This window comes from Richelia intracellularis HH01 (assembly GCF_000350105.1).
Lineage (GTDB): Bacteria > Cyanobacteriota > Cyanobacteriia > Cyanobacteriales > Nostocaceae > Richelia > Richelia intracellularis.
The window spans coordinates 96,323-109,784 of record NZ_CAIY01000038.1 but is presented as its reverse complement, the minus strand read 5'-3'; the positions used below and the strand labels follow the sequence as shown (position 1 = coordinate 109,784).

Annotated in this window: 7 protein-coding genes; 3 read left to right on the top strand and 4 right to left on the bottom strand. The window is 34.1% G+C overall.

From position 1 onward, the window contains the following. Positions 1-1,197: 1,197 nt before the first annotated feature. Complete coding sequence (locus RINTHH_RS04760; RefSeq protein WP_044304642.1) at positions 1,198-2,919, top strand: helicase HerA domain-containing protein; 1,722 nt, start codon at positions 1,198-1,200, stop codon at positions 2,917-2,919. A 781-nt stretch (positions 2,920-3,700) separates the two neighbouring features. Next, on the top strand, positions 3,701-3,841 hold the full coding sequence (locus RINTHH_RS10710) for a hypothetical protein (RefSeq protein WP_008233529.1): 141 nt from the start codon (positions 3,701-3,703) through the stop codon (positions 3,839-3,841). Positions 3,842-6,519: 2,678 nt separating this feature from the next. Here the strand turns inward: RINTHH_RS10710 and tsaE are convergent. Together tsaE and RINTHH_RS04745 are read right to left on the bottom strand one after the other, a co-directional pair. Beyond that, on the bottom strand, positions 6,520-6,993 hold the full coding sequence (gene tsaE, locus RINTHH_RS04750; protein ID WP_044304640.1) for a tRNA (adenosine(37)-N6)-threonylcarbamoyltransferase complex ATPase subunit type 1 TsaE: 474 nt from the start codon (positions 6,991-6,993) through the stop codon (positions 6,520-6,522). An 84-nt stretch (positions 6,994-7,077) separates the two neighbouring features. Beyond that, a complete protein-coding gene (locus RINTHH_RS04745) occupies positions 7,078-8,490 on the bottom strand; it encodes a gluconeogenesis factor YvcK family protein (protein ID WP_008233514.1) in 1,413 nt (470 codons plus the stop codon). A 631-nt stretch (positions 8,491-9,121) separates the two neighbouring features. Here RINTHH_RS04745 and ruvC point away from each other — a divergent pair. Then, positions 9,122-9,649 carry a crossover junction endodeoxyribonuclease RuvC gene (ruvC, locus tag RINTHH_RS04740; RefSeq protein ID WP_008233513.1) on the top strand — a complete coding sequence of 176 codons (528 nt, stop codon included), beginning with the start codon at positions 9,122-9,124 and terminating at the stop codon, positions 9,647-9,649. A 661-nt stretch (positions 9,650-10,310) separates the two neighbouring features. On the opposite strand, the gene RINTHH_RS04735 is transcribed toward ruvC, so the two are convergent. Further along, entirely contained in the window at positions 10,311-12,158 is a 1,848-nt protein-coding gene (locus RINTHH_RS04735) for a peptidoglycan DD-metalloendopeptidase family protein (protein WP_008233512.1), read from the bottom strand. Between the two features lie 759 nt (positions 12,159-12,917). Continuing rightward, positions 12,918-13,376: a tRNA (cytidine(34)-2'-O)-methyltransferase gene (locus RINTHH_RS04730; protein WP_044257838.1), complete on the bottom strand. Its 459-nt coding sequence runs from the start codon at positions 13,374-13,376 to the stop codon at positions 12,918-12,920. Positions 13,377-13,462 lie beyond the last annotated feature (86 nt).

The following is a 13,462-nucleotide window of genomic DNA, read 5'->3' as shown; positions in this document are numbered from 1 at the left end:
ATGTAATCTATTTAATCTATTTAATCTATTTATAGCCAGTATTAGATTCTAATCTAAATAATTTCCCATATATGTAGATACCACTCTTATATTTTCTCTAATTGAAAACTGGAAAAAATTCTGCTTCTAATTATGTCAGTATCAAACTCCACAACTGGGTAAAAATACAATTTTACCAGTCTTACTAATCCATTAATGAAATTTAGGTGTCCATATTATTCTGTAAAACACGTATAAAAATACCAATTTGCAAGCCATATCAGTCTCTTTAAAGAATTTGTGTTGTATTTTATACGATAATGGCAGAAATAAAAGCTTATTACTATCTTATAGCCAATAAGAAATTATATATAACTGGCTTAATAGTGCTGGACCACATTACCAATAAATTACTTATCAGAAACTATAAGCTTATTCTGTATGGTGTTAGATAAGTCGCGAATCGTTTATTAATAGAGTGTTCAAACCCTACTAGAGAAACCTCAATACTTGTAGGAATTACCTATTTTTCGAACTGACTAATCCTCCTGCAGATATATTGGAGTTAGATAAAAATTCTAAGTGAACTCTGACTATTTAATAGGATAATGAATTATGGAAATTACAAATTTATTCGCTTTAACCGAATTGTAAAGAATATCAGTAACAAGTAAATATGTATATAATCTTACCTTGAGGTTATTATTCTATCACTAATGTGATCAAATCATGTGTTATTCATTCAAATAATTTGACTTATATTATTTATTATGAATATCAGGTTTATTTTAAAAATGAATATTAATTAAATTGTTTTTTTGTAAAAATATAGTCAAGTATTACTCACACTTGTTAAGTATTAATCATTAACATTAACTTAATATTTACAGTTTTTCAACTAGCTAATTACAAGAGAATAACTACCGTATGGTTTATCAATTCGTATGATATGAATATAATGTAGATAAGAATGTATGATTATTATTTGACATAAGTGGACTTACTTGATTCTCTTTAATAGTTACATGATTTAATTAAGGTAAATCTCTTTTTTTTCCTATTTTCGAGTTAGAAAACAGGAGGCACTAACATGATATTCTTGACCTAATAAAGCTACCAATATTGAATATCCCATTCAATGTATAGTTTCATAACTATTTTGGCGTTTTGCCAACAAATTTCAACAGAAAAATCCCAATAATTGCAATAAGTAATCAAATGAATTTGGGACAACCATTAGGCTCAATTATACAAGGCTCTCTTACTGGTGGACTAGAAGTAAGATTATGCCCGCATGTTTCTGTGGAAGATATGCGAGTAGGTAAGTTTTTGGTGGTACAAGGGATACGATCACGTTTTTTCTGCATGCTAACTGATGTTGCATTGGGAACTGCTAATCAAAGAATTATAGCGAATCCACCTAGCTGGGAGGACACTTTCTTGCGGGAAGTTCTTGCAGGAAGTGGCACTTATGGAAGCATAAACCTTACGCCAATGTTAATGTTTACACCAGAAAATGTTGAAGACTCAATGGTAAATGGAAATATTAAGTCTGCAAAAGTCTCATCTAGCTTAGCCTCTTTTGAAGCACAAACTAGCACCACTATGGAATTATTGCCAGTTAAGACAATTCCCTCCCACTTCAGTCAAGTTTATGAAGCTTTAGAGGAAGATTTTCGCAGAGTATTTGGGTGGGAAGATGATCCGATCAGAAAAAATTTCTCCATTGGTAAACCCTTGGATATGGATGTTCCAGTTTGTCTAGACTTAAATCGGTTTGTAGAACGTAGTAATGGGATTTTTGGTAAGTCAGGAACAGGAAAATCATTTCTGACACGGTTGTTGTTGGCTGGGACTATTCGTAAGAATGCTGCTGTAAATTTGATTTTTGATATGCATTCTGAGTATGGCTGGGAAGCAGTATCAGAAGGTCAACAATTCAGTACAGTCAAGGGGTTGAAACAGTTATTTCCAAATAAGGTGGAAGTATATACTCTTGATCCTGCTTCCACAAAACGACGAGGTGTTCCACATGCTCAGGAATTATATTTAAGTTATGATCAAATTGAAGTTGAAGATATTAAGTTATGTAGTCGGGACTTAGGGCTTTCCGATGCAAGTATTGATAATGCCAATATTCTTTGTGCGGAATTTGGCAAGTCTTGGATTCTCCAGCTAATTAACATGAGTAATGAGGAGATTAAGCTATTTTGTGAAGAGAAACGTGGACACCAAGGCTCTATTACTGCTTTGCAGCGTAAACTGCTGCGTATGGAAAATCTGAAATATATGCGTGCTGCTTGTCCTCACAATTATGTTAATCAGATGTTGCGTTCACTAGAAGCTGGTAAGAATTTGGTGGTAGAGTTTGGTTCACAGTCAGATATGCTTTCTTATATGCTGGTGACTAATATGATTACCAGACGTATTCACCAGCATTATGTTGGTAAGGCTGAAAAATTTCTACAGACTAAAAACCCCAGTGATCGTCCTACCCAACTGATGATTACTATTGAAGAGGCACACCGTTTCCTTGATCCTAGTATAGTTCAAAGTACTATATTTGGTAATATTGCTAGGGAGATGCGTAAGTATTTTGTTACTCTACTAGTTGTGGATCAGCGTCCATCTGGAATAGATAATGAGGTAATGTCCCAGATAGGGACTCGCGTTACCGCTTTACTAAATGATGAAAAAGATATTGAAGCAATTTTTACAGGAGTAGCTGGTGGTAGTGCATTGCGATCAGTATTAGCAAAATTGGATTCTAAACAACAAGCTTTAATTCTTGGCCATGCAGTTCCTATGCCTGTGGTTGTCCGCACCCGCCCGTATGATACATTATTCTATCGGGATATTGGTGATCCAGTTTGGGAGGAAAAGCCAGATGCAGAGGTTTTAGCTGCTGCGGAATTGGCAAGGGCAGACTTGGGATTTTGATTTGAAGAAGTTTTTCTTATCTAACTATGACTAGACTATATACTAGGATACAATTTGACATGGCACAACAACAAACAACATGAACTTGATGTGTATTACATTAGGATAAAGATTAAATTAATAAATTCCTCAAATTGACTTAGGTTGATTTTTTATATAATAACTATTTCTTTACTTAAGTATAAATTAGTTAACTTGTTGCGAAGAATTAGGTTCTGGTTTCGAAGCAGAGTATCTGACTTAAAGGCTTACAAAGGTTTTGCAAGTATCTAAATCAATACATAAATTGTACTGATAGATTTTTCAATAATTCCAGGGATTGAATTTAGGGTGATTTGATTATTTGTCAAGATCAAGGATGTTATTTAAACAATTACTCGTGCTCACTATAGAAGCTATAAACCCTTAGAGGTATATAACTAGTACATTATACTATACCTGTAGTAAGTCGATTAATTTACATCAAAAGACATCTTCTGGATTACAGTTTAATTAATTTGCCCTGGATATAATTATTGACAAAAGTGTTAGCTTTCAAATAATCAACCTTGATGTGAGAGAGTAGCATCACACCATCTCCACAATAGAGGGAAGGATTTTTATCCCTTCTCATGAAGCAGTGGAATAAATTATTTCCCAAATAATTGGATTAGATCCTGTGGATTCACCTCACTCAATATAAACGACATGACAAATCAAAGTATGTGACATATCGTTTATATTTGTTCTACAGAAGTATGGATTAAAAGTTAATGGTTAAAAGTCTCAAAATAGAGAATGTATGGAGCTATCGCTATTACCAAAAAAAATGATGTTACTGCCACTATTATGTAAATTTTTAATAGATTTAGCTATTGGAGATAATATAGCTGTTACGATGCAAGGCTTACGTACAATTCGTAAAACAGAATTCCGTGAATAAATAGGCTCCCAGGAATTTAGTTTTATGTTTTCTGGTATTCCCAATAAATACTGAGTACGATAAGTACAATAAAAATTGCGTAAAATAAATAATTATACTTGGAAAGTAGTTATCACTTAACTACCCGGCCACTAGTCATTAATACTGAAGGTAGTCAGAATTTGGCAGCATCAATTAAGAAAGAATGCATATAGGTAATTTTTAGAGTTAATACAATTGCAGTAAACGAAATGGAAAATTCTTTAATGGTTACTTCCCTAGGTGTTGACATAAAAAGGGGAATAACTTTCAATTGGTGAGGTACTGTCACCAATTGAAAGTTAAGAATAATGTACAGTGCCATGGAAGCATTTCCAAAGCTGTAGAAACAGCAAGAATTAGGAGTAGATTATGTATAAATCTGGAAAGAATTATGTTTACTTTGTTATCGTTCTAGAGTGAAAATAGTTTGTGTGGATACTAGCACTACTGCCGTAATAAAATTAGGTACCTTTGATTATTATAAATCTATAGCAATTGTTACTGATGTTGGTCTATACCAAAGCCTACTAATAGAATAATTAGACTGGCTAAATAGCCCCTTATTGTATAAGGGTTCAATATTTATGGTTGCTCAATTAGCTCTGATAATATGCAGCAATATAGGGGGTTTCCAGTTTAATAAACAACATCGTAACATAAAAAGAAATTCCTAACTTTTATGAAAAAGCTCTTGTATATATAGGATTATATAAGTTCAAAGCATTACTTAAAGATATAAACTTACCCCTGATTTGAACATGGGGTAATATAATAGATAAGATTAAATTTACCTAGAAAAGCAATATTCTGTAAGATTTATTTTTATGCCCAGTATTTTGTTAATAATATTCAATTCTTAGAAAATCTCTGCAAAATTCATAATTAAAAGGCTAATAATTATATTAGGGTGAATAAGACTATAAGCAATCAAAAATCTTAATAAGTGACAATATTTGCATTCATAAATTTAAAATTTAAACCATGTATTATAGTCAAGTAATCTATATTAGGATGCATAGAATTAAAAAAGATATACTTCCAAGTATTAGGCAGACAAGATAGTAAAGCTAATATCTATAGTATGCCTAACCTTAAATAAAGAGATTTTAAGCATTAATATTTATTATTCAAGAGTAATTTGTTAGTAATAAGCTGCTGTTAGGCATAATTAAATTCATCTTAATTTTATCCCCACAACATAATATATTTTGAAGTAACATCATAAGGCATAAAATAATACCTATTGGTATTTTACAAACAGCACCATAATTTTGAAAATAGAAAAATGGTTCTTATATTTGAAGTATATAATCATTTGGTTCTAGAATATTGGGGGTAAAAAGAATGGATATGAAGTTTGAATACAATCGGGGACAATCTTATTTAGAATTGGAAAATATGACATGCTTCACAACAATTGTTTTGAAAGTAATCAATCTTGTTATTACCATCTTTCCATTCAGGGATCCCTAAAAATTTATATATTCATTTACAAATGTCGACAACTACCCTAACCATTATACGAATAGTTGATATTTAATTTTTATAAAAGACTTCCAGAAAAATTTTAAGTGTATAAGATTTTAATTGTTTAAAGTAACACTTATCATACTTAGAGAACAAATCAGATGAAATATGCAAATAATTAATAAAATTTGGTAATAATCCCTCTGGGAAGAGATTAAATAAACTCCAAAAGAAAAATATAGCTGTTTATTCTATCCTACAGGAATCAAGTCCGGTTAGTAATCCTAATTTATTACTTATTTACCCGCAGGATAAAGCCGGATTTACTAATGATAAAACACGGAGAGAAACTATCGGGAAACTGCTACTGTGCTGAACAAATTTCTATTTTATTTCTCCCTTATAATGTTATCACTTACTTTAAGGAGCCACCCTCAAAAATACCCATCTATATAGTGGTGGTAACAATAAAAAATGTAGATGTCAATACTTGGTATACCTTTCCTGGGAAAAACCACTTGTAAATCATCAGACAATCAGCCATTCATCATATATCAATATGTTACTGGAAATCAACAATGATCGAGGTAGTGGAAGATATACCTTCTACTTTATTAACTTCCACGTTATTTTTTAACCCAATCATCAAAGTGTAAGTAGTTTTTCCGATAGTGTTAACTCATGTTAACTATTAATTAAGATATAGTTTAGGAATTAAAACGAAGATTTCAATAAATTACAATGTATTTGAGATGTTTAAGTTATGCTTGATGTTTATTGAGTTGGAGTTACTTGGTCTAGCTCAATGAGTTTATAGCAATATTGAACTAGTCCAAATTCTATTATCCAACACAACTTGGAAGAGTCTCCTAAGTTATGTAGTAAAATTAGTAAAGTGGTGTAGTATATTATATATTTACTTATTAAATTTTCCATCAAGGTTTTGTGATTGGGAATCAGTATAAAACACAAAAATCAAATCGTACCTATAATCAAATAGTAAGTTGATGAATTGATAGGCTTATCAATCAATAAAAAGGAAACATACTTTATTCAGTCATAGGTCTAAGCCCTTAATAATATCATGATGTAATGGAATGATAATATAGCTATTAACTTGATTGGGATAAGTCTCATAAATCTTTTAATAAATCAAGATCCAAAAACCAATTAATCCTTATTTGCCGACATTAGTGTGATTTTATTTTGAAAAAATCTGATAAGGCTTCCGGTAATACATACCTGCACATTGAAATTTCTACATTCCTGATATCTTCATCTATTTGAGTAAAATGTATGCTTATATAACTATAGGGCTTATAGGGCATGTGCTCTGACCACTCAATAGCAGTAATTCCTGGTTCAGTTTCAATTCCTTCCCAGTAAGTTTCCAAACTCAACTGGTAGACTTCTGAAGGAGAAATCCGATACAAGTCTAAGTGATAAAGGGGACAACGCGCCCCTATGTACTCATTAATGAGTGTAAACGTGGGACTAACTATTAGTTCGCTGACACCCAAGCCTTCACCAACTCCTTGAACTAAGGATGTTTTTCCTGCACCTAAATCTCCTTCTAGTAAAAGGACACTTGGTACATCAAGAGATTCACCCAAACAAATACCTAGTTGATGAGTTTTTTCTATACCTGCTAGTACAATTCTCATGGATAATTGCACATTTGATTGACTTGGTAAAATATTAAACCCTATTTTTATATTATACTATTAGACCACACCAAATCAATATTATTAGACCCTAGAAACTGCTTGATGAGTTTTAAGGATGACGTTTTTCTTGGAAGTACTACTATACCAACGTAGCAAAACTCGAGCTATTTTCTGAGGGTCGTGGCGCACACAACCGGTTTCATCTTCATGCATGATGTTGGCAATCACAACCCTTCTACCTAGCTTATTGATTTCTAGGCGATCACAAAATACAGGATGGGAGTCTTCCTGTGCGTAACGCATATGGGCACGGGCTGACGGGTGCTTATTTTGAACTAGTACTGCATTGAATAAACTTTTACCACATACATTGTCAATAGCCTTGATATGATCACTAACAGTGTATCCCTGTGTCTCTCCCGGCTGAGTCATAATATTACAAACATAAATTCGAGGGGCTAGAGAAGCTGCAATGACATCAGCAATTTCTGGTACTAATAAGTTAGGAATAACACTAGTATATAAGCTACCTGGTCCTATAACAATATATTCTGCCTCTTTGAGGGCTTTAATTGCAGCAGGTAAAGCTGGAGGGTTAGCAGGAGTACAACCAATGTTAACTATTTTACCCCCAGCTTCAGTAATGCTTGATTCTCCCTCAATACGGCGACCATCAGCTAAGTTTGCCCATAGACTAACATCGCTTAAGGTTGCAGGTAATACTTGTCCCCTAATAGCTAAAACTTTAGAACTGGCAGCAACAGCTCTTTCCAAATCACCAGTAATTTCACTCATCGCTGTGAGAAACAAGTTACCAAAACTATGACCAGTTAACCCATCACCAGCACTAAAGCGATATTGAAATAGTTCTGTTAATAACTTTTCTTCATCAGCCATAGCAGCCAAACAGTTTCGGATGTCCCCAGGAGGTAAAACTCCTATTTCTCTTCGTAAACGTCCAGAAGAGCCACCATCATCAGCCACAGTTACAATTGCTGTAATATTAGCGCTATAATTCTTTAACCCCCTTAATAGATTAGAAAGACCCGTCCCTCCACCAATAACTACTATTTTGGGTCCTCGGTAAAGTCGGCGATGTGCTAATAACATATCAATAATTTCTTCATCCCCTTCCGGTCGTAACACCTTAGTAATTGATCCAACTGTACGAGTCTGTCCCCATAAAAGTAATAACAAACCACACACCATAACTAAAGGCCCACTAACATAGTTAGGCAATAAATTGGTGATGAAACCTAACAAGCCTTTGAGCAACTGAATCATCCAAAATATGGGTGTTAACTTTACCCAAATGGCTAATCCGAGAGCTGCTAAGATTACCCCTCCCACACTAATCAGTAACCAGCGCTTGACTGATAATCCAGGGGACAACCATTTGAACCACTGATTAACTCGATAAGATGTACGACCACTACGAACGCGGGAATGTTTATGCAGAGCCTTTAGGGTTTGTCTGATGATAGCTATTGACATACCTATTTCCCAGTATTATTCGCAACGATTATTAAGTGGTAATGAACCAAATAGTTTTTTAAAATCATTAGTGTTACTTTATTACATCAATATTCCCTGTAATTTAATCTGGGCACTGAGTTCTGATACGATAATTAAATTATTTCTTTCTCTTATACCCTAGGGTCTGTATCACTTCAATTTTGCGACTGCTCTATCAAGAATAATGGTAGGATACACTTAAATATCCAATAAGAATTTCAAACAAAAGAAAAAAAGTGTTATTCATTAATTAATTGTATTTTCTATTGATTGACTTGCACAATCAATTAGCTACATTTCCAGATATTATAGATAGTCACTTGTAGTACGAGGAAGTTAGTTTATTGAGAGGCCTACTTGTCTTAAGTGAAAACTAGAAGAGCCGAGGTAAAGGAAAAAAATATACCAAGCCTTGATTCGTAATCTTTTGATGATCTCAACTATTAATGATTGCAGTCTAACAACAATCACCTATAGAGGAAGGTTTCTGTTCTTATTTAATAAGCAATATAGTCTCGACTACATTAGACTTAGCAGTAGAAGTATTAAGTTATCGATTTACCAGCAATTGGGGGCATCATAATATTTCGGGACTAACAATCAATATTCTATGAAAAAAAAGCTCATTTTAGGATTAGACCCAGGACTGGCAATTTTAGGATTTGGAGCAATTATTAGTACTAGCCAAGGTACTGCAATAACTTGCAACCATTCGGGTTACCCAGGAGTATACAACTTCTCTGTAAGCATGGTTGACTTTGGTATAATTAGTACGTCTGCTAACCAAGAAATGGGAAAAAGACTATGTACTTTATATGATGATCTTCATACTCTAATGAAGGAGATTAAACCGGACTTGGTAGCAGTTGAAAAGTTATTTTTTTACCGCATGAGTAATACTATTTTAGTTGCACAGGCTAGAGGTATAGTGATGTTGTCATTAGCACAACATAATTTACCCTATATTGAGTTTACACCAGCCCAAATCAAACACGCTTTAACTGGTTATGGTAATGCCAAAAAGTATGAAGTGCAAGAAGCTGTGGCACGAGAACTGAATTTAGAAGAACTTCCTAAGCCAGATGATGCTTCTGATGCGCTAGCGGTAGCATTAACTGCTTTATACCATAATCAGTAAAGTTATTATTAAAATAATAATAGATTAGTAACAAAAAAGTAAGAATTATCCTAGTCAATAAACTTCCAAAAGTTTATATAAAATCATTAGGAAAGAATTAAATTTAGATGAGGAAACTATCTTGGAAACGTTTAAACATGTAGGTTATCCTTATTTAAGAGGCTTGTATGATACTGGTAGATTACAAACATAGGTTGAAAGGTTAATCATTTTCTAACCCCTAAAACTTAAACCAAATCATGGAAATAATAAAAAGTTGGAAGCCATAACATCTACTAATTTGCTAATAATATAATTTCTTTTTAGAGCAATAAGGCATAAGATTTAGTTTGAATATAAAATATTTTTTAAAAGTTAGATGTTTTGTACAAAAGCCTCTATATTAATAGCCTTTGAATAGAGAATAAATAGCACACACACCTATGGATAAAATCAGTACGGCTTAATACAGCTTTCATATCCGCAATATAAATCTATCAACAACGTTCAGAAGGTTTTCCCAACCTAAGGATGCAATTGTATCACCTGCCTGTACACTTGTAACACTTCTAAAATAAGGAGAAAAATCCTGGATGGGAACCAGAATTTTCAAAAACAAAGGAGGGAATATAAATTATTCCCTCCTTAATCAATAATAATGACTCTTCCCAAGATGATAAAACTATAACCTTGGGGGTAAATAGGCAATTGGGTTAACTGCTCCCTTCCCAATAGGACGAATTTCAAAGTGAGAGTGAGGACCAGTGCTAAAACCTGTACTACCCATTAGAGCAATAGTTTTACCCTGTTTGACTTGTTGACCAACTTTCACAAAAATTTTGCTGTTGTGGGCATAGCGAGTTATACTGCCGTTGTTATGGCTGATTTCAACCAGTTTTCCATAACCACCTCGGTTCCAGCCAGCAGAAGTAACTACACCATCTGCTGCTGCATAAATTGGCGTACCAGTTGAATTAGCAATATCAATACCTCTGTGCATTCTTCCCCAACGCCAGCCATAGCCAGAAGTCACAGTACCTTTTGCTGGCCAAACATAAGTAGAGGAAGGTTTTGAAATTTCGCCAATTGGTCTAGGCAGATATTTATCTACAGCAGCTAAAGGTGGTAATATCTTTGTCTTCGGTGAAACTTTAACTGCTCTTAATTTCTCTAGAGACTCGGTACTATTTGGTTTTCTACTTTGTCCTACACTATTATTCCTGAAACGACTAGGGCTACTATTACCAAATGTCATAGGTCGAGGGAGAAATATTGGAACTCCTATATTATTAATGCTGGAAATAGCAGATTCAACGGCAGCTTCTTGACTGTTTCCTTCGGTTCTCAATTGCTGCCCAGATCTGTGATCACGATATTTTGCCCTTAATTTCTCTATCTCCCTCCTGAGACTATTGAGACTAGGACTATTTTTAACATTCTTGTTTGGACTAATACTTATGTTAGCGGCCCTAATTGCCAGCATTGCTGTAGGGACTCCAGTCCCTACAGCAATGCTATTATTACGTTTGACCTGACCAACTTTATTATTTTCGACGTTATCAATATTACTTGTACTGCCCGATATAGGAATATTCAGTTTCTCACTGATCTTTAATTGATATGGATTAGTTAATTGATTAATCCTAACAATCTCAGAAACTGAGATGCTGAACTTTTGAGCTATCGAAGCTAATGTATCACCGTATTTAACTTCATATGTGATAACATCAATCCTGCCAGAAACAGCCTGCTTTTCATGTATGGTAGTAGCTATAAAACTCTCTGCAGATTTTTTCCATTTAGCTTTCCTGATTCTACCTATTAGATTTGCCCGATTATTTGATTTAACAGAATTCCGTGAATTAGTTAAGATGACTTGGGCTTCCTCAAACTGCAACTCCGCCAGAACAGTTTTTAAACGTTTCGAATTTTCTTGTAGACGATTAAGAGCAAATTCTTGCTGTGCTTTTAATTGTTCACTAGTTCCAGGGGAATTAGGTTTACCAAAAACTAACTTTTTATAACCGTTTTTTGGTTGCTGAAGAGCGTTTGTTGGCTTTGCTTTTTGAAGTCCAGTACTAAAATAATCAAAATGAATAATACTAACAGCATTTAATATGGTGTCTTTTAATACTGTTGCCTCTGACTTAGCACCAAGCCCAGACATCTGTGAAATAGCTGTAGGTTCTACTATCGCAGGATTGATGGGCACGCTCACTGATGAGGCGGCTTCTGATTCCAGCAACTTTGTAGTGGCAAAGTTCAGTTTGGCGACAGGTTCAGCAGTCCGAGTATCAGTCTTTTGACTGTCTACAGACTTTGCTGCAAGGACTTGGTCGCTTTGTCGAGTCACCAAAAGGCTGGTTGCCCCCATAGAAATTGCCAAGGCAATCATTGCTGCTTTGCCTGGCATCCGGGAGCTATTTATATTTAAGGCATTCACTGTTTTGTTTAAATCTCCAACAGGTGCATCTTCACCAGAAGAATTTTCAATTGCAGCCTTACTTTTTTTCTTAACCGCTCGTTTCAAAAACGACCTCCTATGAACACTAGCGTTTATCGAACCCCGATTTATGAGCCGGATACTAGTTGATAAATTGGATCACTACGAAAGTTTAAAGGAAGACAGATATAACTATCACCAATAAACACATTAAGCAAGAGTAACCCGCTTCTTTAATTTAGACAAGTTAAAACCATTTAGTAAAATTTAAAAATTGTCCTTTAACTTGTATATTTCAATTCTCATTTATCAAGACTCCAAGACACTTACAGCCTAATATTAACTGTTTCAAATCAGCTGTGTTCGAATGCTAAAATAAGTTCTTATTTGCATAATACAAAATTCGCCAGAAATTTATAATTCCACATCCTAATTGAAAAAAAGCAACCTGGATTTTAAATTCTCAGAGTTGCACAATTAATCTGGCTGTTGATTAGCATACTTTGCTTTAGTTATACCCAGAAAAATAACTGTGTCAACTCCTAGATATTTTTTGATTAAAGCCTTTTTCTCGGGCAATAGAATAAATCAAATAACTTTTATAACTTGGGTTAAACCACTATTTTTACCTTTGATATAGAGAAATGTGATTCATGGAAATCTATCATTTAAACTTCTCCATTATTGAAATTATCTATACATTTTTCTTATATCAATATGCTTACAAACATCAGTATTTTTCCTATTGCAATACCACAACTGATAATTAGCTAGATGTTATCAGAATCATCTGCTTGCACAATATTATTCCAAGTATCTTTCTCTGAAATTTCTAATATGTATACCTTATAGATATCCAAGTTGACGGCAGGATTCAAACAAGGCAACGGCAACACTAACAGAAAGGTTTAAACTTCGTATTTGGGGGTCCTTCATAGGGATAGTTAGGGTATAGTCACATTTCTCTAAAAAACTCTTGGGTAAACCATCAGTCTCACTACCGAATACTAACCAATCAGACTCCTTATATGCAAACTTAGTGTAACTATAGTTACCTCTAACACTGAATCCTAGGCATCTACCCCCACGCTTATGATATACGTCTTGAAATATATCTAAAGACTCATGATAATGCAATTTTACGTGGGGCCAATAATCTAAGCCAGCCCTTTTCAGATAGCGATTACTCAATTCAAAGCCTAAAGGCCCAACTAAATGCAATTCTGTGCTTCTAGCGGCACAAGTACGGGCGATATTTCCTGTATTTGGGGGAATTAAGGGATTAACTAGTACGACCTGAGGCATATGTAATTTATACTGCTTGTACTTAAACATGTACGCTAATAAACATCTTAGATAAGGTACAATATATTCGAATACAAGAATACCAA

Excerpts from the sequence above, each read along its gene's own strand:
- RINTHH_RS04760 (WP_044304642.1), top strand. The coding sequence starts at position 1,198 with ATGAATTTGGGACAACCATTAGGCTCAATTATACAAGGCTCTCTTACT.
- RINTHH_RS10710 (WP_008233529.1), top strand. The coding sequence starts at position 3,701 with ATGGAGCTATCGCTATTACCAAAAAAAATGATGTTACTGCCACTATTA.
- tsaE (WP_044304640.1), bottom strand. The coding sequence starts at position 6,993 with ATGAGAATTGTACTAGCAGGTATAGAAAAAACTCATCAACTAGGTATT.
- RINTHH_RS04745 (WP_008233514.1), bottom strand. The coding sequence starts at position 8,490 with ATGTCAATAGCTATCATCAGACAAACCCTAAAGGCTCTGCATAAACAT.
- ruvC (WP_008233513.1), top strand. The coding sequence starts at position 9,122 with ATGAAAAAAAAGCTCATTTTAGGATTAGACCCAGGACTGGCAATTTTA.
- RINTHH_RS04730 (WP_044257838.1), bottom strand. The coding sequence starts at position 13,376 with ATGCCTCAGGTCGTACTAGTTAATCCCTTAATTCCCCCAAATACAGGA.